The organism is Aestuarium sp. (assembly GCF_023253315.1).
Classification (GTDB): Bacteria; Pseudomonadota; Alphaproteobacteria; order Rhodobacterales; family Rhodobacteraceae; genus Marivivens; species Marivivens donghaensis.
Genome location: NZ_JALRGW010000014.1, coordinates 243 through 24231, shown reverse-complemented (window position 1 = coordinate 24231; position 23989 = coordinate 243). Strand labels below are relative to the sequence as shown.

21 protein-coding genes are annotated in these 23989 nt (G+C 54.8%); 10 read left to right on the top strand and 11 right to left on the bottom strand.

The window, feature by feature from the left end:
• Positions 1 to 106: 106 nt before the first annotated feature.
• From AC1QQ2_RS08715 to AC1QQ2_RS08695, 5 genes are all read left to right on the top strand, one after another.
• Positions 107 to 1279 carry an ABC transporter substrate-binding protein gene (locus tag AC1QQ2_RS08715; protein ID WP_479712845.1) on the top strand — a complete coding sequence of 391 codons (1173 nt, stop codon included), beginning with the start codon at positions 107 to 109 and terminating at the stop codon, positions 1277 to 1279.
• 3 nt (positions 1280 to 1282) lie between these two features.
• Entirely contained in the window at positions 1283 to 2242 is a 960-nt protein-coding gene (locus tag AC1QQ2_RS08710) for a YVTN family beta-propeller repeat protein (protein WP_479712844.1), read from the top strand.
• A gap of 11 nt (positions 2243 to 2253) precedes the next feature.
• Positions 2254 to 2973: an ABC transporter ATP-binding protein gene (locus AC1QQ2_RS08705; RefSeq protein WP_479712843.1), complete on the top strand. Its 720-nt coding sequence runs from the start codon at positions 2254 to 2256 to the stop codon at positions 2971 to 2973.
• Positions 2970 to 3758 carry an ABC transporter permease gene (locus AC1QQ2_RS08700; RefSeq protein ID WP_479712842.1) on the top strand — a complete coding sequence of 263 codons (789 nt, stop codon included), beginning with the start codon at positions 2970 to 2972 and terminating at the stop codon, positions 3756 to 3758. The genes AC1QQ2_RS08705 and AC1QQ2_RS08700 overlap by 4 nt, the downstream gene beginning before the upstream one ends.
• Positions 3759 to 3835: 77 nt before the next feature.
• On the top strand, positions 3836 to 4384 hold the full coding sequence (locus AC1QQ2_RS08695) for a tetratricopeptide repeat protein (RefSeq protein WP_249946658.1): 549 nt from the start codon (positions 3836 to 3838) through the stop codon (positions 4382 to 4384).
• Here AC1QQ2_RS08695 and AC1QQ2_RS08690 read toward each other — a convergent pair.
• Together AC1QQ2_RS08690 and AC1QQ2_RS08685 are read right to left on the bottom strand one after the other, a co-directional pair.
• On the bottom strand, positions 4381 to 4983 hold the full coding sequence (locus AC1QQ2_RS08690; RefSeq protein ID WP_479712841.1) for an ABC transporter ATP-binding protein: 603 nt from the start codon (positions 4981 to 4983) through the stop codon (positions 4381 to 4383). The genes AC1QQ2_RS08695 and AC1QQ2_RS08690 overlap by 4 nt on opposite strands.
• A gap of 39 nt (positions 4984 to 5022) precedes the next feature.
• Entirely contained in the window at positions 5023 to 5997 is a 975-nt protein-coding gene (locus AC1QQ2_RS08685; protein WP_249946656.1) for an ABC transporter substrate-binding protein, read from the bottom strand.
• A gap of 211 nt (positions 5998 to 6208) precedes the next feature.
• Here AC1QQ2_RS08685 and AC1QQ2_RS08680 point away from each other — a divergent pair, with 211 nt between their 5' ends.
• The 4 genes from AC1QQ2_RS08680 (at position 6209) to AC1QQ2_RS08665 (ending at position 12244) form a co-directional block, all read left to right on the top strand.
• Positions 6209 to 7966 carry a PQQ-dependent methanol/ethanol family dehydrogenase gene (locus tag AC1QQ2_RS08680; protein ID WP_249946655.1) on the top strand — a complete coding sequence of 586 codons (1758 nt, stop codon included), beginning with the start codon at positions 6209 to 6211 and terminating at the stop codon, positions 7964 to 7966.
• A 154-nt stretch (positions 7967 to 8120) separates the two neighbouring features.
• Positions 8121 to 8795, top strand: a complete 675-nt coding sequence (locus AC1QQ2_RS08675; RefSeq protein WP_245918094.1) for a response regulator — start codon at positions 8121 to 8123, stop codon at positions 8793 to 8795.
• Positions 8796 to 8855: 60 nt separating this feature from the next.
• Positions 8856 to 10028, top strand: coding sequence for an FIST N-terminal domain-containing protein (locus tag AC1QQ2_RS08670; RefSeq protein WP_479712840.1), 1173 nt, complete (start codon positions 8856 to 8858; stop codon positions 10026 to 10028).
• Positions 10025 to 12244 (top strand): hybrid sensor histidine kinase/response regulator, encoded by a 2220-nt coding sequence (locus AC1QQ2_RS08665; RefSeq protein WP_479712839.1) that lies wholly within the window; start codon positions 10025 to 10027, stop codon positions 12242 to 12244. Before AC1QQ2_RS08670 ends, AC1QQ2_RS08665 begins: the two co-directional genes overlap by 4 nt.
• Here AC1QQ2_RS08665 and AC1QQ2_RS08660 read toward each other — a convergent pair.
• The 9 genes from AC1QQ2_RS08660 to AC1QQ2_RS08620 form a co-directional block, all read right to left on the bottom strand.
• The gene (locus AC1QQ2_RS08660; protein ID WP_479712838.1) at positions 12241 to 12429 is read right to left on the bottom strand and encodes a hypothetical protein; all 189 of its coding nucleotides are present in this window, start codon (positions 12427 to 12429) and stop codon (positions 12241 to 12243) included. The two genes, AC1QQ2_RS08665 and AC1QQ2_RS08660, sit on opposite strands and share 4 nt — an antisense overlap.
• A 38-nt stretch (positions 12430 to 12467) precedes the next feature.
• Positions 12468 to 13508 (bottom strand): tRNA epoxyqueuosine(34) reductase QueG, encoded by a 1041-nt coding sequence (gene queG, locus AC1QQ2_RS08655; protein ID WP_479712837.1) that lies wholly within the window; start codon positions 13506 to 13508, stop codon positions 12468 to 12470.
• Positions 13489 to 14154, bottom strand: a complete 666-nt coding sequence (gene fzlA, locus AC1QQ2_RS08650; RefSeq protein ID WP_067552609.1) for an FtsZ-binding protein FzlA — start codon at positions 14152 to 14154, stop codon at positions 13489 to 13491. Before fzlA ends, queG begins: the two co-directional genes overlap by 20 nt.
• A gap of 81 nt (positions 14155 to 14235) precedes the next feature.
• Positions 14236 to 14976: a monofunctional biosynthetic peptidoglycan transglycosylase gene (mtgA, locus tag AC1QQ2_RS08645; RefSeq protein WP_479712836.1), complete on the bottom strand. Its 741-nt coding sequence runs from the start codon at positions 14974 to 14976 to the stop codon at positions 14236 to 14238.
• Positions 14977 to 15255: 279 nt separating this feature from the next.
• Positions 15256 to 16236 carry a DUF6976 family protein gene (locus tag AC1QQ2_RS08640; RefSeq protein ID WP_479712835.1) on the bottom strand — a complete coding sequence of 327 codons (981 nt, stop codon included), beginning with the start codon at positions 16234 to 16236 and terminating at the stop codon, positions 15256 to 15258.
• Positions 16237 to 16255: 19 nt separating this feature from the next.
• On the bottom strand, positions 16256 to 16462 hold the full coding sequence (locus AC1QQ2_RS08635; RefSeq protein ID WP_158664567.1) for a hypothetical protein: 207 nt from the start codon (positions 16460 to 16462) through the stop codon (positions 16256 to 16258).
• Positions 16463 to 16640: 178 nt separating this feature from the next.
• Positions 16641 to 21179, bottom strand: a complete 4539-nt coding sequence (gene gltB / locus AC1QQ2_RS08630) for a glutamate synthase large subunit (RefSeq protein ID WP_479712834.1) — start codon at positions 21177 to 21179, stop codon at positions 16641 to 16643.
• A gap of 75 nt (positions 21180 to 21254) precedes the next feature.
• Positions 21255 to 21920: a hypothetical protein gene (locus tag AC1QQ2_RS08625; RefSeq protein WP_158664568.1), complete on the bottom strand. Its 666-nt coding sequence runs from the start codon at positions 21918 to 21920 to the stop codon at positions 21255 to 21257.
• A gap of 38 nt (positions 21921 to 21958) precedes the next feature.
• Positions 21959 to 23395 carry an NAD(P)-dependent oxidoreductase gene (locus AC1QQ2_RS08620; protein WP_479712833.1) on the bottom strand — a complete coding sequence of 479 codons (1437 nt, stop codon included), beginning with the start codon at positions 23393 to 23395 and terminating at the stop codon, positions 21959 to 21961.
• Positions 23396 to 23614: 219 nt separating this feature from the next.
• Between AC1QQ2_RS08620 and AC1QQ2_RS08615 the strand changes: the two genes are divergently transcribed.
• A partial coding sequence (locus AC1QQ2_RS08615) for an undecaprenyl-diphosphate phosphatase (RefSeq protein WP_479712832.1) occupies positions 23615 to 23989 on the top strand: 375 nt, incomplete at its 3' end.

Here is a 23989-nt window from a genome sequence, read left to right as displayed (position 1 = left end):
CTCTCGTCCCACTAATCTATGCGACCTTGGTTTAAGGGGAGCCACGACGATAGTCGTATTCGCCTCACTTCTCTGAGGCCCTAGGCTGCGGTGAGGGAGGATCGCTATGAAGACCGTAACGCGCACATTTTGCGGGCTTTTTGCGCTTTGCTTGGCAGCGCCTGTCGTTGCCGAAACCGTTGTGAATATTGCCTATCTGCGTCAAGAAATTGACAGGCCACCTGTTTTATCGAACCTCGATGCCGTCCCCGAAGACGAAGGAATCGCGGGTGCTTTTGTCGGGCTAGCGGACAACATCACCACGGGCAAATTCCTCGGCCAGACTTTCACGCTGGATATTCGCAGCGTTCCTGTGGGCGGTAATCTTGTGGCGACCGCTAATGAAATTCTGGTATCCACCGACCTCATTTTGATTGATGCGCCCAGCGCAGACATGACCCAAATCGCTGATCTGGAGGCGGCGCAAGACGCCTTGTTCTTTAACGTCTCGAACTACGATGACGCGCTTCGGGACGACGAATGCCGAGCAAACCTGCTGCACACGTTACCAAGTTACGCAATGCGGTCGGACGCTCTTATGCAACTCCTACAATCACGGCGGTGGACCGACCTCGTGATGGTGTCGGGCACCCATGAGCCAGACATCGCATTCGCAAACGCTTTGCGGCGGTCAGCAACTAAATTCGGCCTGCGTATCAGAGATGAAAAAGAATGGGTTTTCGACGCCAACATGCGCCGCGCCGCCAGCGCCGAAGTGCCTTTGTTCACCCAAGATTTTCCCAACCACGACGTAATGCTCGTCGCCGATGAAACGGGCGACTTCGCGCGGTATCTACCGTTCAATACCTGGGAACCCGTGCTTTTGGCCGGGTCCGAAGGTGCACAACCCGTCGCGTGGTCCCCTGTGATGGAGCAATGGGGCGGTGTTCAGCTTCAGAACAGGTTCGAAGAGTACGCAGGCCGCTCGATGCGTTCGGTCGACTACGCTGCTTTCGCCGCCATTCGCACCATCGGCGAAGCTGTCACGCGCACAGGATCAGATGATGCCTCCGTCTTGCGCGACTACATCTTATCGCCCGAATTTGAACTCGGCGCATTCAAAGGCCGTCCGCTTTCATTTCGGGATTGGAATGGCCAAATACGTCAGCCAATCCCTGTCGTCCATGCGCATGCGGTGATCGCGGTGCCCCCGATGGACGGCTTTTTACACCCAGTTAACGAGCTAGACACACTCGGGATTGATAAACCCGAGTCCCGATGCTCAGCGTTTACGGAGTAGTTCATGAGAAAGATTTTGATCCCCGCCTTATTGGCGGCAAGTCCTGCAATGTCTGGTGAGATTTGGGTCACCAATGAACACGACGACACCGTCAGCGTCATCGATACGGAAACCTACGAAGTCACACGCACGATCGAGGTAGGCGAACGCCCCCGCGGGATCACATTCTCCAAGGATTATTCGGTCGTTTATATCTGCGCATCTGACAGCGACACAGTTCAGGTTGTCGACCCGAATACAGGTGAAATCCTACACGATCTGCCCTCTGGCGAAGACCCCGAACAATTCGCGCTGCACCCCGACAATCGGCACCTTTACATCGCCAACGAAGACGATGCGATTGCCACCGTAGTCGATGTCGAGACCCGCAAAGTCATCGCCCAAATTGACGTAGGCATTGAACCAGAAGGTATGGCAATTTCACCTGACGGTTTGATTGCCATTACGACCTCTGAAACGACCAATATGGCGCATTGGATCAACACAGAAACGCACGAACTGTTCGCAAACACTTTGGTCGATAGCCGTCCTCGTCACGCCGAATTCACCCATGATGGAAGCCAGCTTTGGGTAAGCTCGGAAATCGGCGGCACCGTGACTGTGTTTAACGTGGCCGACCAATCGGAGATCGCGAAAATCAGGTTCGAGATCACAGGGGTTCACCCTGATAATATCCAACCTGTCGGATTTGAATTTACCGAAGACGGTGAAACGGTATTCGTAACCTTGGGTCCGTCTAACCATGTCGCGACGATCAACGCGAAGACGTTTGAAGTCGAAGACTACATCCTCGTGGGCCGCCGCGTTTGGCACATGGCATTCAACGACGACAACACAGAGCTTTACACCACCAACGGCGTCTCTGGGGACGTCACGGTGATTGATGTTGCAAGCCGCACACCGATCCGCACAATCAAAGTCGGTCGGTTCCCTTGGGGCGCAGCATTTCGACCGACTGAGTAAAGGACGACTAAGTGAGCGCTCTCCGCATCAGTGATCTGCACTACCGATACGGCTCGAAGGTGGCGCTAAATGGCGTCAGCTTTAGCATAGATGAGGGCCAGTTTTGTGCCCTCCTCGGACCTAACGGAGCAGGGAAATCCACGCTTTTTTCCCTGCTGACGGGACTATTGGCAGCTCGGCAAGGTGGAATCGCGATTGCAGGTCATGACATAAGAACCCAGCCGAGAGCCGCGCTCGCTCGGATGGGCGTAGTGTTTCAACAAACTACACTCGACCTTGATCTGACGGTCGCGCAGAACTTACGGTACTTTGCGGCGCTGCATGGGTTGTCGAGGCAAACGGCAGCAAAGCGTATTGATGAAGCCCTTGATCGTTTGGGCATGCGGGAACGTGCATCCGAGAAAGTCCGCGCCCTGAACGGCGGCCACAGACGGCGGACAGAGATCGCACGAGCGCTACTTCATCGACCTGCCGTTATGCTGCTGGACGAGCCAACAGTTGGTCTCGACGCTCCAGCCAGAGCCGCGATCACGAGCCACGTTCATGATCTCTGTGACGACACACAAATGACGGTTCTATGGGCGACACATTTAACCGACGAAGTCCGCCTCACCGACGAGTTGGTTATCCTTCATAAAGGCGAGGTTTTGGCATCCGACACGGCCCATCACGTCTCGGGCGACCGCCCCCTGCAGGCTGCCTTCCTCGAAATGGTTGGTGAGACGGCATGATCTACTTCACCGCCCTTATCGCCATTATTCAACGCGAGGCGCTCCGCTACATCGGTCAACGAGAGCGCTTTGTTGCGGCCTTGGTCCGTCCATTGGTCTGGCTTTTGGTCTTTGCAGCAGGATTCCGCGCGGCGCTCGGCCTTTCGATCACGCCGCCCTACCTGACCTACATCACCTACGAGATTTACATCATCCCCGGACTGTGCGGCATGATCCTGCTGTTCAACGGGATGCAGTCGTCACTATCGCTCGTCTACGATCGTGAAATGGGATCGATGAAGGTGCTTTTAACGGCTCCTCTGCCGCGGTGGTGGTTGCTGTTTTGCAAGCTGGTCGCAGGTGCGATCATCAGCATCCTACAGTGTTACACCTTCCTTCTTATCGCGGGAATCTACGGCATTCGGATGCCCGCGATCGGCTACGTGACCGCATTCCCCGCCCTATTGGTAGGTGGGTTGATGCTAGGAGCCTTAGGCCTCGCGCTCTCATCGTTCGTAAAGCAATTGGAGAACTTCGCGGGTGTGATGAACTTCGTGATCTTCCCGATGTTCTTTCTGTCCTCGGCTCTCTACCCACTCTGGAAAATGGCCGAGGCGGGCCGATTGTTGCACGACATTTGCGCTGTGAATCCCTTTACCCAAGCCGTCGAATTGGTCCGATTTGCCCTCTATGCGCAATTCAATTTGCCCGCTCTTGGGTGGAGCCTCCTTGCGACCGGTGCATTTCTCGCACTGGCAATCTGGGGATACGACCCTGCCCGAGGTATGATCCGCAAAAAGGGCTGACGCCGATCTACGACCATAGGAAGGGCGACTTTTCATAGGGTTTTCGCTAGTCTCAACGGATAGGGAGGACGACGCATATGTTTAAATTTGCTTTCATCATCGCAATTCTCGCGACACCCGTTTTGGCCGAAGAAGATGATCTATCGCTCTACGGAGACCTTAACCGAGAAGAGCTAACCATGGATCGTATCCTCGAGGATATGAGCCGCGGCGAGACTTCAATGACAGGCTGCGCTGCGGGGTATTTCATGACCAAAGGTGGCAACCATGACAGCGCCCGCCTTACTTTTGAGACCTGCGCTGATGCTGGCTACTCCGCCGCGATGTCTTGGATGGCCTACATGGAGGATAACGGGTTTGGTGGCGACGGCTACATCGACCCCGAGGCCGCAGCAGAATGGAACCGTCAAGCCGCCGAAGCGGGCGATCCAGTCGGCATGTTTAACCATGGCATCGATTTAATGCGCGGCTGGGGCGTCGAACAGGACAGCGAGGCAGGCAAAACATTTGTTGATCAAGCCGCATCGCAAGGCGTCGAAATTGCTCAGCGCTTACGTGGCGCAGACTATGATTTGAATGAAATTACACCTGACGCGGACAACTGGAAATTCTCACCGTTGTTCTAAACGACCACTGCAGGGCGGCCATCCAGCCGAACGATGCGGTCCGCCAATCGTTCAGCTTCGCGCTCTTCATGTGTGATCAGAAGTGTTGCGGGCTGATCATCGGCCCTGAGCTTTTCAAAGAGCGTCATCATTTCTTCGGCCAAGGACGGATCAAGCGACACGAAAGGCTCGTCCATCAGCAGGATATCAGGACGCAAGGCGAAGGCCCGAGCGAGTGATAGCCTTCGCTGCTGCCCGAGGCTGAGTTGATCGGGGAAAAGGTCAGCTTTGTCCGCCAATCCCACTCTAGCCAAATGATCCAAGGCATCGCGTTCGGAAATGCGTGTGGCGAGGCATAGGTTCTGCACCAAGGTTCGCCAGCGCAGTAAGGTCGGCTCTTGAAACACGACGGCGGGGACACCGCGCAATCGGACTTTTCCGTGATAGCCACACTCAAGCCCCGCGATGATCCGCAGCAACGTCGTCTTGCCGATCCCAGATGGCCCCGTCAGAGCAACGGTTTCACCTCGCGCCACCTCAAGAGCGAGTGCGCCGAGAATTGGCGTTCCCCTAATAGCGAAACCGTCCAATTCGACCGACAAAACGGCCGAGCCCGCCAAAGCGGGCTCTGTTGTTTTTCTGAGAGTGGACGCCACTTCTTAGTTCCGTGGCTGAAGGAATATGCCCGAAGGCATTTCAGTCATGTCACCCACCAACTCTGCACCACCAAGTTCAATCATAAGCGCCATCATCCGCGCCGCGGCTTCTTCATCAACTGATCCAGCAGCAGGAATACCCGCAATAAAGCCCGCCTTGAGAGCTTCGAACTGCTCATCCGACCTCGCGTTCATACGGTCCCGTAAACGATCCCATGCAGAGGAATCAGTCGCAAGCAACGCCTTGGCATCGGCAGACGCATCGGCCAGCGCGTAAACTAGATCAGGATTTTCGGCGAAAGTCTCACCGTGCAAAACATAGCCCAACAACGGTGTTTCAGGATCTAACCCCAAAGCCTCTGCGGCCGTCGAAACATCGATCAGACTGTGCATCCCGCCCGCTTCCATTTTCGCGGCCCAATGCCAGAAATTGATCGCACCTTGGGTTTCGCCAGACAGAGCCGTTTCGGCAATCAGAGGCGGAGCGCCAAAAACCTGTTCAGTCTGCGCAACGAGGTCCATGCCGTACTCTTGCTGTGCATAGGCACGCAGGATCAGCCAGCTTTTATCGAGAGGCCCACCAGCAATCCCGATTTTTGCACCGTTCAGGTCGGCCAAGGTCTGTGCTGGGCTATCGTCTTTCACCAACAGACCACCTACCGCTTTAGAATATGGAATAAAAACCAGATCAACGCCGGCTGCTTTTTGACGCGCAACCCAGAGCCAATCCGACACGATTACATCCGCTTCACCGCCTAAGAACGCGATCTGAGACGCGTTGCCACCGCCCATGCCCGTCACTTCAAGGTCAAAGCCGTGATCCGCATCGAATCCATAATGGGTGATCGTGTCCAGCTCCCAGTTCACTGTGCCCGATTCCATGACCGCAGCACGCAAAACTGGGGTTTCGGCAAAGGCCGAAGAGGCTGCAATCACGGCACAAACAGCCGCTGAACCCAGCGTCTTGAGTAAAGTCATTTATTCCTCCCTAGTTGAAGGAACACTATCAGCGCACAGCTTTGCGGAAATACGACCATAGGCGCAATTGCTGCAGTTGCATCTACGACCATAGCTACGACCATGGTGTAATTCCCCTTGGATTAAACGCTCCCAATACTTGCGGCGGGGAGGAAGTGCGGAGTCCATCCGTCCTTCTTAAGACCCTCGAATTCGAGAACGGGAGGAACAGATGAAGCGTTTCATCATGGCCGCGTCGGTCAGCCTTATGGCACTGGCATCAACGCAGGCAACCGCACAGGTCACCGAAGAAGAAGTGGCCAATGACCAAACCATTACAGATCAAATCGTGACCAACGGTATGGGTCGTAACCTTCAGCGTTACAGCCCGTTGGATCAGATCAACACTGACTCAGTTCAGAATCTTGTGCCTGCATGGGCGTTCTCGCTCGGCGGTGAAAAACAGCGTGGTCAGGAAACCCAGCCGCTTGTTTACGATGGCATTATGTATGTCACTGGTTCGTACTCGCGCCTCTACGCGATTGACGTCCACACTGGCGAAGAAATTTGGCAATACGACGCGCGTCTCCCCGAAGGTATTCTGCCTTGCTGTGACGTGATCAACCGTGGCGCTGCGATCTACGGCGACAAGATCTTCTTCGGTACTCTCGACGCTCGCCTGGTCGCATTGGACCTGAAAACTGGCGACGTTGTTTGGAACAAGAAAATTGCAGATTACCGCGCTGGCTATTCCTACACAGCCGCACCGCTCATCGTGAACGGCCTTATCATCACCGGCAACTCGGGCGGTGAATTCGGTATCGTTGGCGAAGTTCAAGCACGCGACACCGAAACAGGTGAACTCGTCTGGACCCGTCCGGTAATCGAAGGTCACATGGGCACCCTGAATGGCGAAGAATCGACCATGACTGGCACGCTCAACGCGACCTGGCCGGGAGACATGTGGAAGACTGGCGGCGGCGCAACGTGGCTCGGTGGTTCGTATGACATTGAAACCGATACGCTGGTCTTTGGTGCTGGTAACCCTGCGCCTTGGAACTCGCACCTCCGCAACGCTGGCACACCTGTCGAAGGTAATGCAGGCGACAACCTTTACGCAGCATCCCGCCTCGGCATCGATCCCGCAACTGGCGAGATCAAATGGCACTTCCAGACGACCCCGCGCGAAGGCTGGGACTTTGACGGTGTGAACGAAGTGGTTGCCTACACTGACCGCGACGGCAACGACCGCTTTGCAACTGCTGACCGTAACGGCTTCTTCTACGTTCTGAACCGCGAAGACGGTGCGTTCGTACATGCAACGCCGTTCGTGCGTGACATTTCATGGGCTTCCGGCATCGATGAAAACGGTCGTCCGATCTACAACGAAGACAACCGTCCTGGCGACCCGACTGCGGCATCTGATGGCGACAAAGGCGAAATGGTCTTTGCTGTTCCGTCGTTCCTCGGTGGTAAGAACTGGATGCCGATGGCATATTCTCAGCGTACCGGTAACTTCTACGTTCCGTCGAACGAATGGGGCATGGATATCTGGAACGAGCCTGTGACCTACCGCGAAGGCGCTGCCTACCTCGGCTCGGGCTTCACCATCAAACCACTGTTCGAAGACTACATCGGCTCGCTTAAAGCGATTGACCCAGATTCGGGCGATATCAAGTGGGAATACCGCAACGAAGCTCCGCTCTGGGGTGGTGTTATGACCACGGCTGGCGGTCTGGTGTTCTTCGGCACTCCTGAAGGCAAGTTCATCGCACTGAACGACGAAACTGGCGAAGAAGTTTGGTCCTTCCAGACTGGTTCGGGCATCGTTGGTCAGCCTGTCACTTGGGAAATGGACGGCGCGCAGTATGTGTCGGTCGTATCTGGCTGGGGTGGCGCTGTTCCGCTCTGGGGTGGCGAAGTTGCAAACCGTGTAAACTACCTGAACCAAGGTGGCATGGTTTGGACATTCAAACTCGCTGGCTCCTAATCTAGCCAATATGAACTTTTGGAACGCGCCTTCGGGCGCGTTTCTTTGTTTTTGACATAAGACCTTTGTGTCGTAGGAGGATGGCCGCTACCCTGTTAGCCTAGGGTTCCGATAACTCCGGACTCTGACCATGTATCCTTTACGCGCAATGCCCATGACAAACACTTTTGCAACCGCCCTGATCATCGACGACCACCCGCTCTTTTGCGATGCGTTGTCCATGACCCTGCGGACCGTCGCTGCTATTCAGCAGATTGATACGGCAGAGAATCTCGAAACTGGCCTTCGGAAAATAGCGAACGGCGCTACGCCTGACGTCATTGTCTTGGATCTGAATTTGCCGGACGTGAGCGGCCTCGACGGCCTCATCCGCCTGCGCACAGCCGTGCCTATAACCCCGATTGTCGTTGTGTCATCCATGGCGGACCACCGAATGATTGGGTCATGCATTCGTGCGGGTGCTACGGGGTTTGTCCCCAAACATAGCCAGCGCGATGTGTTCCGCATGGCATTCGACAAAATCGCACGTGGCGAACGCTATGTCCCCGAAGGTGTTCCGCTCGACACAGACCCGAACACACCTCTGACCGACCACGAAGAGGCCATTGCCCGCTTGTCTCGCCTGACACGCCAGCAGGCCCGCATTCTTCAGTTGATCTGCGAAGGAAAACTTAACAAACAGATCGCTTATGATCTGACAATTGCCGAAACTACGGTAAAAGCACACGTTACGGCGATCATGCGCAAACTGGGTGTCCAAAGTCGCACACAAGCGGTTTTGATGGCACAGGAGGCCAGCTTTGCATCTGTCTTGCACGACATGTCCTGACAGGCATACGATCCCTTCGACTCGCCACCCGCGTGGGTCGATTAGCCAAGGAGGGGGGCTATGGGAGGAAGCGGGAAGTCGTTGCTAAATGCAGCGACTCATCTGACAGGAATAGTGAAGTCGGCACAGGTACCTTGTGACGCTAAAGATCCTATTGCCGCACTCAGCGACGCATTGGGCGATGGTCCCTTTGCGCTAATCATTCTGTTTGCGAGCCCCTGTTCGGACTTTAAATCTGTCGTTGCCGAAGCAACGCAAGCGTTACCAACCGAGCATGTGATCGGGTGCACTACTGCGGGCGAGCTTGGTCGGGGTGGTTATGACGAAAAGACGATTGTAGCGATAGGTCTTCCCGCATCCCATTTCGCGGCTGCACCAATGTTGATCCCAGACCTTGAGGACCTCGATCAACAGGAAATCGTCGGACAAATGATCCGCACGCGGACCATCCTCACCTCGCAAGCACCAGAATGGCAGCATGAATTCGCATTCCTCGCCGTGGATGGTCTATCGGTCAAAGAGGACGAAGTCGTTTCTGCAATTTCAAGCGGACTAGGTCCTGTCCCTCTGTTTGGAGGCTCGGCGGGTGACGGCGACCGTTTTGGTGCCACGCTTGTGTCACTGGATGGTCAAGTCCATGCCCACGCGGCTGTTTTGTGTTTCGTCCGCACAATCTGCCCAGTCCATGTGTTTAGCCTCGATCATCTGAAACCAACCGAAATTCGCATGGTCGTGACAGAGGCCGACCCGAAACGCCGCATCGTCCGTAAGATCAACGCAGAGCCCGCCGCGCGCGAATATGCGCGGCTCCTCGGCAAAGACCCAGAACAATTGTCCGCCTTCACTTTTGCAGCCCACCCCGTGGTCGTGCGCTTTGGCGGCACGCACCATGTTCGCGCCATCCAGCGAGTTTTGGACAATGGGGACTTGGTGTTCTTCTCAGCCATCGACGAAGGGCTGGTCCTCGCGCTTGCCGAACCAGAGGACATGGCCACCCATTTGGAACGGGAACTCAATGCCATCGGAAAAGGCCGTAAACCTGATGCGATTTTTGCCTGCGACTGTATCTTGCGACGGGTAGAAGCGCAGGAAAAACAGGCGACAACGGCTTTGTCCCAGATTATGGCGAACAATCGCGTCGTAGGTTTTTCCACCTACGGCGAACAGATCAACAGTATGCATGTGAACCAAACGATGACAGGGGTGGCGATTTTCGCGCCGGATGGTGAATGACACCCAATTCGCTCACTCTGATCGACCTATCTGAACCTATTGAACGGCAGCGAGATAAGCTGCTGAAAATCTGTGATGCGCTGATGCAGCGTGTCGAACAGAACCACGACGACCGCAGCGCGGCATATACTCAGTTTCAAAGGGCGGTCCTTTTGGAAGAGCAGGTCCGCGAACGCACGCGCGACCTTGAACACGCGCTCGACCTTTTGAACGAATCCAACGCACGGCTCGCAACAGCGAACCTCGAAACCGAACGCGCCCGCTCTGACCTCGCGAACGCGATTGAAACGATCCAAGAGGGCTTTGGTCTTTTTGACTCGGACGGGACACTCATTATGTGCAACAGCCGTTTCGGCATGCACATGCCCGACATTCGCAGTCAGTTGCGCCCTGGGCTTAGCTTTAATGACTATGTCGGGATGGTGAGCCGTAGCCGATACCTCCACTTGCCCGACGGTTCATCCGCCGAGGCATGGGTGGCGCAACGTATGCAGCGTCACGGCGAAGAACATGTGATGTTCAACGTCCGCATGATCTGGGATCGCTGGGTTCAGGTGAGCGAACACCGCATGGCTGGTGGGCAGACCGTGGTCATGCAGACCGACATTTCCGACATCATTCGGATGGAACGGATGGAGCGTGGTCGCCTGATGGATGATCAGGCAAAATTGATCCGCGCAACGCTCGAACACATCAACCAAGGCGTCGGAATTTTTGACCACAATCAGCGGCTCGTGGGGTTTAACCAACGGCTTGCGCACCTCATGTCCATCCCCCTGACCCAAATTCGGATCGGACTGGATTTCGAGATCATTCTCAAACTCATCGAGAACGATATCACAATCGAAGGTGATGTGACGGGTGGTGGTTTGATGCGCTGGGTCACGCGGACCGACCGGCGCCCGCCGCTCAGGTTCGAATTTAAACGTGGCGAAACCCGGTGGTTTGACCTCTTCGCGGAAGAGATGCCCGACAAGGGCTTCGTGATTTCAATCACCGATATCACCGCTGAAAAAGATGCGGCGCGCGCGCTGTCGCTCGCCAATGAATCGCTCGAACAGCGCGTGACGGAACGCACCCTCGAACTCGAAGATGCACTGGCAGTAGCGGAACGGGCGATTGCATCACGCTCACGCTTTGTGGCGGCGGCATCGCATGACCTTCTGCAACCACTGTCCGCCGCAACGCTCTATTTGTCGTCAATCGGCGAGGAACTCACCGATCCACGCCACAGTGAAGTCGTGAGCAAAGCGCAGAATGCGCTGACCTCTGTCCAAGACATCATCGAAGCCCTCTTGGACATTTCCAAACTAGAATCAGGACGAGCTGCGGTCGATATTCACCAGATCGATCTGGGTGCACTACTTCGCCAGCTGAGAGACGAGTTCGAACCAATTGCTGCGAAAAAAGGACTACGGCTTAAGGTCCTGCCCTCTGATCTAAGGGTCAAATCAGATGCGACCTACATCCGACGCATTCTTCAAAACCTGATTTCCAACGCAGTTCGCTACACCAACGAAGGCACGGTTCTGGTCGGCACTCGCAGAACGCGTCGGTCGGTTAGGGTCGAAGTGTGGGATACGGGGCCGGGGATTCCAGCCTCTGAACACGAAACGATTTTCAAAGAATTCCACCGCCTCAACGCGCGATCCTCAGCATCCGAGGGCCTCGGCCTTGGCCTGGCCATCGTGGACCGCGCATGCGCATTGTTGCGACATCCGCTGACGGTCGAGTCGACCGAGGGCAAAGGCACTGCCTTTAAGGTCACAGTCCCGCTTGCTGACGACACAACACATATTCCGCCATCACGGCTCTCCGTGCCCGCTCAAACGGCATGGCGGCACGACGGGCTTGTCGTTTTGCTCGTCGAGAACGATTTGGACATGCGCCGCGCGTTAACGCTGCTGCTGGAAAAGTGGAACGTTGAAGTCCTCGACGTATCATCGGGCGAAGAAGCCGCCCGATTGATCACCGAAATCGACCTCGCGCCCGATGCGATGCTCATCGACTTCCAGCTGGATAATGGCGAATTGGGAACCGACGTGATCAAGCGGTTGCGCAGCCTTATAGGGCGCGTTCCAACACGCCTAATCACGGCAAATCGAAACATCGATGTGCAAGCACTAAGCGCGAATATCGGCGTCGAGGTTTTGAACAAACCAATCGATCCGATCTCACTTCACTTGTTTCTCGAAACGGCTGGGTCGAGGAATTAAGCGTCGTATCCGCGGTCAATCTCGCAGAATTTCACGACGGCCGTTTCAGAACCTGATGCTTTGTATTGGCAATGCAAAACATCATAGACGCGATGGCGTTTTTTCTGACGATCAATGGCCAAATAGGCTCGAAAACGCGGCGTTTCCAAATGGGTTTTGGGATGATCGGTGATATGTCGTTGCATGGCATTCTTCTCCTATCAGGATCAAGCCATACCATATTTTAGCGCGAAATGCGATCCATAGCCCATTGGGCAGCGTCCGAAACGGTCGGATCTGGGTCTGAACACAATGGCGAAACGGACGAAATATAGGCAGCATCCCCCGTATTTCCGATCGCATACAACACGTTACGCACAAATCTGTTTCGCCCAATGCGTTTGATTGGACTGCCTGAAAACTTTGCCCGAAACTGCGCGTCGTCCAGCAAAACCAGTTCGGCCAGATCAGGCGCGATCAAGTCCTCACGAGCTGCATATTTGACCTCCCGCGCCTCTACCGCGAATTTGTTCCATGGACAGGCGGCAAGACAATCATCGCAACCGTAAATCCGATTGCCGAGCCTTTCCCTAAGGTCGAGGTCAACCGGCCCACTGTGTTCGATGGTTAGATATGAAATGCACCGCCGCGCATCGAGTTGATACGGCGCGGGAAACGCATCAGTCGGGCAGGCCGTGAGGCACGCGGTGCATGACCCACAGTGGCTTTGCTCTGCAGCATCAGGCTCGAATTCAATCGTCGTAAAAATCGCACCGAGGAAGAACCAACTCCCCAGTTCGCGACCCAAGAGGTTCGTGTGTTTGCCTTGCCACCCAAGACCCGCCGCCTGACCGAGCGGCTTTTCCATCACGGGTGCTGTATCGACGAAAACTTTGATCTGTTCGTCAGGGTAGTGCGATAGCAACCAGCGACCGACGGCCTTTAGGCGTTTTTTGACGACGTCATGGTAGTCTCGGTTCTGGGCATAAACGCTAATCGCAGCCTTATCGGGCTGCCCCACGACCGTCATCGGGTCATGTGTCGGCGTATAGGCTTCGGCCAGCATGATGACCGACTTGGCCTCGGGCCAGAGCGCCGCTGGATTGCCACGCCAATTCATACGCTCGGCCATCCACGCCATTTGGCCATGACGCCCTTCGTCCACAAAAACCTGCAGACGTTCGGCAATTTCAGGAACCGCATCAGGCCGACACACACCCATTGCCGAAAAACCGGCATCAATGGCGTAGGCCTTTAGCTGGTCCTTAGAAATCAAGGTTTGCATACTGCGGTGACTGCGGGAAACCAGGGATGTTGTCCGCGAGGATCGATCGGAAAGCTGGGCGCGATTTGATCTTTGCGTACCAGTCTTTCACCACCTCAGAACGGTTCCAATCCACATCAGACACATAGTCGAGGCAGGACAGGTGCGACGCAGCCGCGAAATCGGCCAAGGACAATTCGTTCCCAGCCAACCAGCGGCGTTTTTCCAGCAACCATGTCATGTAGTCCAAATGATACTTGATCGCTTTGGCGCCCGCTTTGACGTTTGAGCTATCAGGATAACCCGTGCCCATCAGCTTGCGAAACACACGTTCGCCCATCAGCTTGGATGTGACTTCGTGATAAAATTTGTCATCGAACCACGACACGATACGGCGCACTTCGTATTTGCCGTCCGCGGTGCGCGGCATGAGCGCTGGTTCGGGAAATGTATCTTCGAGGTACTCGCAAATCGCCATGCTCTCGGTCAGCATTTTGTTGCCCATCTTCAAAACGGGCACCTTGCCTGCGGGGTTGCGGCGACGGAATTCAGGATCTTGCTCCCAATACCGTTCTTCAACCAGTTTAACCTCTACCTTCTTTTCACCAAGGCAGAGGCGCACTTTGCGGGAAAATGGGGACAGGGGAAAATGATACAGTACGTTCATCACTAGCTCCGAAAGGTATTGTTCTCTCCATGCCAGCCTCCCGCGAAAGGATCAAGGGAGGACCCCGAAGGAGTCAACGAACTAGCCAGAAGTCGCCGTGAAGCAGGCCGCTCGCCCATCGTTCAGAATTGTTGCAGCACCATCCGCGATGCTAGATGCGCGGTTGATCAACGCTCGATCTGGACGTGATGCACTTCGGGTCTTTGGCGACGGCAAAACCGCTGCCAAACGTGCCGCCTGTGTCGCAGTCAATTGGGACGCTTTAACACCAAAATAGTGCTGGGCTGCGGCACCCACACCGAAAACACCTTCGTCGAATTCAGCAATATTCAGATAGACTTCAAGGATGCGGTTTTTGGACCAAACCAGTTCGACCACGGGCGTCATAAGGGCCTCTAGGAGTTTTCGAAACCAACTCCGATCCTGCCAGAGATAGACGTTTTTTACGACCTGCTGAGAGATGGTGGAGCCCCCACGTGTGCCACCCTGCGCCATTGCGAGCTGAATAGCGGAAACATCCAACCCCCAATGCAAACAGAAATCCGCATCTTCAGCGGCAACAACACTACGAGCCATAACTGGCGCAATGTCCTCCATCGCGACCCATTCGAGATCAATCGATCCCAACCGCCAGCTTTCAGATTGCATATAGGGCGTAATCGGCGGGTTCACGATCGAGAACAGGACGATGACAAAAAGGCCAAAACCAAGAACAGCCCAAAGCGCCCGGAACGCCCAGCGCCTCACGCCTGAGCGTAAACGAGCCGCAAGTGATTGCGATTGGACGGACGATTTGCGACGCGTGGCTTTGGACATAGCCACAGGTATAGTTGGATGTCACCCAACTGCAAAGTCAGCTTTGCAGAGGGTTTTTCCACTACAACATCAACTGCCCGCAATGCAGGGATGGAGGCGGTATTTGCGATCTGTAGGTGGGACTGTCTCATGCTGCCCTCTCAATACTCATCAATCGAAACAATTAAGAATATGAGGGCAGAATTGGTCGATAATTTGAAACAACCTAAGGATATTTTGATCAACCCAGGGTAATTTCAGGGCAAAAAAATGGCGCGACCAGAAGACCGCGCCATTCTAGGGAACTTAGGCGGCTTTGACGTCGAGTTTGACCAAAGTTTGGTTCAACAAGATGTACGCAATTTCACCAAAGGTCACAGGACCAGTGAAACCACCAGTCTTTTTGCCTTCAAGGTCGCCGTAGAGGTAGTTCAGGATGCAGTTACAGGAATACTGACCAACACCTGCTTCACCGATGCTGTTTGCGAAAGCTGCCGCATAGTCTGGCTGCGGTGCAGCGAGCTTGTATTCCATACCAGCAACGATCGGCGCATAGAAATCGACGCGGCCATCCGCAACATCAACGGCTTGAACAGACACGTTAACCATCGAACCAGCGTAGTTCGCCACAAGCGGCAGACGCGTGTCGATCGCATTGTCAGTCAGATACTGCGCGAGGTTCACTTCAACGCCGTTCACTTTTGCAGTTCGCGCGGTGAAGCCTGTCTCGGAAAAGACGACCGACATCTCTTCGCCTTGGGTGAAGATGTTCACAATGTCGAAATCAACGGACGACCCAGCGGGCAGTTCAACATGCAACAGCACGGCGGCGTTCTCTAGCTTCGCACCTGTGCTGCCATCTACGACCACAGAGGCTTCGCTGCCAAGATTATCGAGATGCACGCCCGTCACCCAACCTACCAGCGGCTGATCAAAGAGGTCTGCGTCATTGGCACTATCAAGAGCAAAGCGAATGTGCGCATCGGTCATTGCGGGAACGAGGATGACCGTGAAACCACCAGCTTTGTAGCCCTTCGAGATGGTCGCAACTTCGTCAGGAGACACAACGCGAACAGTCGCATCAGTTGCGTCATCAATAGTGGTGCAGAACAGTTTATCCTGAACTACGGCACCGCCATTCTCAGTAACAAAGTATGCGGTCGAGCCACCGATCCACTTACCAGTCGGCAATTGAGCCATCAGATTGCTACTACCAGCTACGACCAAAACATCACCCGACTGGATACGTTCAGCGGCCTCGGCAACACTCAAGAGTTCGTTTTTCATAATTATAACCTTTGTTACCTTAGATGTTTGCCAAATCAGCCGCCAATTGCGGTTTGGTATCAGTGGTTTGCTGAAGTTCAGTCACAACGGCATCAATTGACGCAGGGTTGTTTTGAACTTCGAGGCGCATCCGCGTAAGCATGATGCGAGTGCCCAGCGATGCCTTTGAAAGGTCACTGTTGCTGGTTAGCAGAGCTTTTAGCTTTGCTGATGGAATAGTGGACATGCCGACCTTCTCCCTAGTTAAAGAACAAAAAAGAGGATCGTTCGTGAGTGCTCAGAACCCCTTTGGGATCTCAACGGCAGTTGTCTACCTCGTTTTATATATTAAAAAAATTTAATCTGTTGATAAAAAACGCCGGCAGTGTGCTGCCGGCGTTTTCTGCATGCTTATTTTGGCTGACTTACTCTGCGGGCATTGCCGCAACTTCGTTTGTCAGTGGCGCCTTGAGGTGAACGAGCATCTCTTTCGGGCAAACCTGAACAAAGTTCGCTTTCTCCGTCTCCCAGTGCTGAAGGATTTCAGCGGCCTTGCGGCTACCGGTTTCCTTAGCATGGCGCTCAACCAGATCTTTCAGTTGAGCTTCCCAGTGATCAACGGTGACTGGGCAGGTGACCAAGGTTTCCATGTTCATGAGAGGCTCATTCGCGCCTTCAGGATCATAGAGGTAGGCCATACCGCCAGTCATACCAGCACCGAAGTTCGGGCCGATCGAGCCGAGGATAACCGCAACACCACCAGTCATGTATTCACAACCGTTGGAACCACAGCCTTCGACAACCACTTTCGCACCAGAGTTACGGACAGCGAAACGCTCACCCGCGCGACCAGCTGCAAAGAGGTAGCCGTCAGTCGCACCATACAGAACGGTGTTGCCGATAATGGTGTTCTCAGATGCAACCAGCGGCGAGTTCATCGGCGGACGTACAACAATTGTCGCGCCCGATAGACCCTTACCGACATAGTCGTTCGCGTCACCAGAGACTTCGATCTTCAGACCAGGTGCGCCAAACGCGCCGAGAGACTGACCCGCAGAACCTTTGAGTTTCACCGTCAGGTGATCGGGCTGCAGCGAGTTGCGCATACCGAAGTTCTTAACGATGTGGCTCGACGTGCGCGTACCGATGGTTCGCAGGGTGTTTTGAACAGCGTATTCTAGCTGCATCTTCTCACCATCGCGCAGGAAGCGCTCAGCGTCCTTAACGATCTCGGCATCAAGTGTGTCTGGAACAACGTTACGCGGTTTGTTCAGGTCGTATTTGATCTTTTCCGCGCCATCGACCGTGATCAGCAGCGGGTTAAGGTCAAGATCGTCGAGGTGAGCAGAACCACGCGATACCTGTGTCAGCAGATCTGCACGGCCCATAACCTCGTTCAAGCTACGTGCACCGATCGACGCGAGGATTTCGCGAACTTCGGTTGCGTAGAAAGTGATCAGGTTCACGACCTTCTCTGCGGTGCCGGTGAATTTGGCGCGCAGTTCAGGGTTCTGGGTACAAACGCCAACTGGGCAGGTGTTCGACTGGCACTGACGCACCATGATACAGCCCATCGCGATCAGAGCAGCCGTACCGATACCGAACTCTTCGGCACCCATCATTGCTGCCATGACGATGTCACGACCTGTCCGCAGACCACCATCGGTCCGCAGAGTAACGCGGTCACGCAGGTTGTTCATCGCGAGCACTTGGTGCGCCTCAGTCAAACCCATTTCCCACGGCAGACCCGCGTATTTGATCGAGGTCGCAGGCGAAGCACCTGTACCACCGTTGTGACCTGAAATCAGGATGGTGTCGGCTTTTGCCTTCGCAACACCAGCCGCAATCGTACCAACGCCCGAGGACGCAACCAGTTTCACCGTAACCTTAACAGTCGGGTTGATCTGTTTGAGGTCGTAGATCAGCTGAGCGAGGTCTTCGATCGAGTAGATGTCGTGGTGCGGCGGCGGCGAAATCAGCGTCACGCCCTTGGTCGAGTGGCGCAGACGTGCGATCAGGTCGGTCACTTTCATGCCCGGCAGCTGACCACCTTCACCCGGTTTCGCACCCTGAGCGACTTTGATCTCAAGCTCTTCACAGTGGTTAAGGTATTCGGCTGTTACACCGAAACGACCCGAAGCTACCTGTTTGATCTTTGCCGACGGGTTGTCACCGTTGGGCTCAGGAACAAAGTGTGCTGGATCCTCACCACCCTCACCAGAGTCGGACTTCGCGCCAATGCGGTTCATCGCAACGTTCAGCAACTTGTGTGCCTCAGGCGACAGTGCGCCAAGCGACATACCAGGCGTTACGAAGCGTTTGCGGATCGACGTGATCGATTCAACTTCTTCAATCGGAACTGGCTTGCCCATCGGCTTGATCGCCAACAGGTCGCGCAGGTGGATCGGCGGGTTCGACTGCATAACCGTCGAATACTGTTTCCACAGCTCATAGGACGCGCGGTCACAGGCCGACTGCAACAGGTGCATAGTCGACGCTTCCCAAGCGTGCTTTTCGCCCGAACGACGCGATTTGTAGATACCACCGATCGGCAGCACGTTTGCGCCCGACTTCCAACCTTTCGCGTGCACTTCTTCCAGCTTGTGCTGGATACCGTGCAGACCAATGCCCGAAATGCGGCTGTGCATACCTGGGAAATATTCCGCAACCATTGCACGCGACAGACCAACGGCTTCAAAGTTCAGACCACCGCGATAGGATGCGAGAACCGAGATACCCATCTTTGACATGATCTTCAGAAGACCAGCGTCGACAGCAGCGCGGTAGTTTTCAACTGCGTCTGTCAGCGACAGATCGATCAAGCCACGTTCAATACGATCCGCAAGCGAGTCTTGTGCCAGATAAGCGTTCACGGTGGTCGCGCCACAGCCGATCAGAACTGCAAAGTAATGCGGGTCGATACATTCAGCCGAACGCACGTTGATCGATGTGAACGTCCGCAGACCTTTGCGGGTCAGCCACGAATGGACCGCCGACGTCGCGAGGATCATCGGCATCGGAACTTTGTTTTCGTTCTGATGTTCGTCGGTCAGAACGATGTGACCAGCGCCCGAACGCACCGCATCTTCTGCCTCGGAACGAACGCGAGCCAGGCCCTGACGCAGGGCTTCCTGATCCGATCCAGCTTCGAACGTACAATCAATGAACGCAACGCTATCGCCGAATTGTTCGACCATTTTGTCGAATTCAGCATTGCCAACAAACGGGCTTTCCAGAACCAGAATTTCGGTCTGCGAGCTGTCTTCGTCGAGAACGTTCTTGAGGTTGCCGAACCGCGTTTTGAGCGACATCACGCGTGTTTCACGCAGCGAGTCGATCGGCGGGTTGGTGACCTGAGAGAAATTCTGACGGAAGAAGTGCGACAGCGGACGGTACTGTTTCGACAGAACCGCAGACGGCGTATCGTCACCCATCGACGCGATGAGTTCTTTGCCGTCCTCGGCCATCGTTGCCAGAACCTGCTCAAGCTCTTCGAGTGAGTAGCCAGCAGCAACCTGACGTTTACGCAGTGCGTCGCCAGAGAACAGGGTCTTTTCTTCGACATTGCCCATCAGATCGGTCAGATCGACGACTTTCTCGATCCAGTCACCGAACGGCTGAGCGGACGCGAGTTTGTTCTTCATCTCGACGTCGTGGTAGAGCTTGCCCTCTTTCATATCGACAGCAATCAACTGACCCGGACCGAGCGCGCCTTTTTCAACAACGGTCGCCTCATCGGTCGGCACCATGCCAACTTCGGAGCCAGCGATCAGCTGGCCGTCGCCAGTAACAACATAGCGCAGCGGACGTAGGCCGTTCCGGTCGAGACCGCCGCAAACCCAACGACCATCAGTCATTGCGAGAGCAGCCGGACCATCCCAAGGCTCCATCACAGCGTTGCAGTAAGAATACATGTCCTGCCACGCCTGCGGCATGTCTTCGCCCTGCTTCGACCATGCTTCGGGAACGAGCATCGTCTTCGCCATCGGTGCGTTACGACCAGCACGAACGAGAACCTCAAACACAGTATCCAGAGCACCCGAGTCGGAGGTGCCAGCAGGGATAATCGGTTTGATGTCTTCAGCCATGTCACCAAAGGTCGAAGAAGCCATGCGAATCTCGTGGCTCTTCATCCAGTTGATGTTGCCTTTGATGGTGTTGATCTCACCGTTGTGCGCAAGCATGCGGAACGGCTGAGCCAAGCGCCACTCAGGGAAGGTGTTGGTCGAATAACGCTGGTGATAAATCGCGAAGGCCGATTCAAAACGTGCGTCCATCAGGTCTGGATAGAATTCCGCAACCTGCTCTGCCAGCATCATGCCTTTGTAGATGATCGAACGGCAGGACAGCGAACAGAAATACAGCGACGGGATCTGTGCCGCGAGAGCTGCTTTCTCGATCCGACGACGGATGATGTAGAGTTCGCGCTCGAACTGCTCTTCGTCGATGTCCTTTTCACAACGGATCAGGATCTGTTCGATCTCAGGGCGGGTCGCGTTCGCTTTCTCACCAAGGCAATCGGTTTTCACAGGAACGTGACGCCAACCGTAGATGTAGTGACCCATGCGGAGCACTTCGGACTCAACGATTGTACGGCAACGCTCTTGAGCGCCGAAATCGGTGCGCGGCAGGAACACCTGACCAACTGCGATCAGTTTGTTCATGTCTGGCTCGTGGCCAGTGCGACGGATTTGGTCGTAGAAGAAGGTCACAGGAATCTGAACGTGGATACCCGCGCCGTCACCCGTTTTGCCGTCAGCGTCGACAGCGCCACGGTGCCAAATCGCCTTGAGCGCGTTGATCCCGTTATCGACCACTTTGCGGGACGGTTTACCATCCAGCGCAACAACAAGCCCAACACCGCAGGACGAATGTTCGTCGTCGGTACGGTAGAGGCTGTTCTTCGACATCCACTCGCGCTTTGCCTCTTCGGCTGCGACCCAGTTTTCATCATAGATGGTCATGAGGCATCTCCTTGGAATTCAGGACATTGTCGGGCGCAACCGTCGCGCAACCGCAGTCATGATTAGTAATCAGGTTCATGAACGCACCGCCTTGGACAGCGTAGCGCCACAGTCATAGATCGGGGTCATGGACAGAAACCCGCCCTCGCCCGGAAAGATAAAGTCGACAGGGCGGTGATCTTGAGTGATCTTTTCGCCGCTGGCGGTCGTGAATGTGCGCACACCAGATAGGAACGTGCGCCATTCGGGATGGACGTATTCGTTGCCTTGAACAGTTTCGATGTCACCGTTGGAGCGTTCGATCTGCACCACAAAGCTGGTGACCAGAACATCAACACCATCGATAGTTTCGGTTTCGCCGGTCAGCTGGTCTTCACCAATGTATTGGGTCGCCCCATTTACATCGCCGTTCGTGAAAAACTCGAACGTGTCGCCGCCTGTTGCCAGCAACTCGGTCAAGGACGCAGGGTCGAGAGCCCCAGCCATCAGCCTAGTTGTCTCACCACGGGCAGGTGAAAAACTCTCGATCCATTGTGCTTCGGCGTCGATGATACCCAGATAGGTCATGCCTTCCTGATTGAAATCGACACGCCGCTGATAGCCTTCGGGATCGTTTGCACAGTGAAAGATGTGAGACACAGTGCAGCTACGTTTCTGCATGCTGACGTAAGCCTCACAGCCCTCGGGCAAAGCAACCTGCTGCGCACCCACGGCAGAGCCAGCGGCACAAACCGCTGTCAAAACCAGAGTGAGGGAGCGCAAACCGTTCATCGCAAGCCTTATTCCGCTGCTACCGTTGCCGATTGGTTCAGGTAGGACAGGATGGACTGAGCACAATCGCGGCCGTCACGGATCGCCCAAACAACGAGCGATGCACCGCGAACGATGTCGCCCGCTGCATAAACACCGTCTAGGCTTGTTTGGCCTGTGCCAAAGTCCGCTTTCACAGTGCCCCAACGGGTCACATCCAGACCATCAACGCCCCAGAGTTTCGGCAGGTCTTCGGGTTCAAAGCCCAGCGCTTTGATCACGAGGTCTGCGGGCTCAACATAATCCGCGCCTTCGATCACTTCAGGCATCTGGCGGCCAGACGCATCTGGTGCACCCAAGCGCATTTTCTGAACTTCAACGCCAGTAACCGCAGCATCGCCTTCGAACCCTTTAGGCGCAGCGAGCCAGACGAATTCGACGCCTTCTTCCTCTGCGTTCTGAGTTTCGCGCTGCGAACCCGGCATGTTTGCACGGTCACGACGATAGAGACACTTCACCGAGGTCGCGCCCTGACGGATCGCAGTGCGAACGCAGTCCATCGCGGTGTCACCGCCGCCGATGACGACAACCTTTTTGCCTTCAGCGTTCAATTCGCCCGAATCGTATTCAGGGACATCGTCGCCAAAGTTCTTGCGGTTCGACGCGGTGAGGTAATCGATAGCACGAACAATACCAGATGCGTCAGAGCCCGGAGCAACCAGATCGCGGGTTTTGTAAACACCTGTCGAAATGAGGATCGCGTCATGCTTTCCACGGATCGCATCAAAGGTCAGATCTTCGCCAACGTTACAGTTCATGACGAACTCAACACCTGCTTCTTCCAACTGAGCGATACGACGCATCACGACGTCTTTTTCGAGCTTAAAGCCCGGAATACCGTAGGTCAGCAGACCGCCAGCGCGGTCGTAACGGTCATACACTGTGACCTGAACGCCTTGGCGACGAAGAACGTCAGCCGCAGCGAGGCCAGCAGGTCCAGCGCCGATGATGCCAACAGATTCGCTACGCTCTGCGGCAGGAACAATCGGTTTAACCCAACCCTTTTCCCACGCAGTGTCAGTGATGTATTTCTCAACCGAACCAATGGTGACAGTGCCGTGACCAGACTGTTCAATAACGCAGTTACCTTCGCACAGACGGTCTTGCGGGCAAATGCGGCCACAGATTTCTGGGAAGGTGTTTGTCGCTTGGCTGATCTCATATGCTTCTTGCAGACGGCCAGAGGCAGTCATGCGGAGCCAATCAGGGATGTTGTTGTGCAGCGGGCAATGCGCCTGACAATAAGGCACACCACACTGGCTACAACGGCTCGCTTGCTCTTCTGCTTTCGCAGCAGCGAACTCGGAATAAATTTCGTTGAAGTCCTCACGACGAACTTCCGCGCCACGCTTTTCGGGCATGTCACGGCCAACCGTCACGAACTTTAGCATCTTTTCAGTAGCCACAGGCATCCCTCCGCAGTCTTCTCGGATTTGCTGATTAATTCCTCTCAAAAGAAAAGAAAAGTCAAAAGTGCTGACCTATTTTTCAATCATCGACCTCCGAACACTCTGAAAGTCAGACAATTGATCAAAATTTAGGTAACTTAAACTGACCTTTTAAAGTCACCCGAAATAGATCATGACAATCCTCGTAGACATCAAAATCGCTCAAGGTCGGAAATCATGAGTCTCTACTACCTGCTTTTAGTTGCTGTAATTCAAGGACTTACAGAATTTCTGCCCGTATCCTCCTCAGGCCACCTCGTTCTTCTTCCGCACCTTGTCGGAACCCAAGACCAAGGCCCTGCAATTGATGTAGCCGTTCATGTCGGCACTTTGGGTGCCGTGATACTTTTCTTTTGGAACGATGTGAAAAGTGCGATTTTGGGCGTTCCCCGTATGCTCACAGGGCGAATCGATACCGATGGTTCGAAACTGGCGTTCCTTTTGATGGTCGCCACGATCCCGGTCGTGATCATTGGCTTGATCCTCAAAGTGACGGGACTCGCCGATCAAATGCGGTCCATCACCGTGATTGGTTGGTCGATGCTGCTGTTT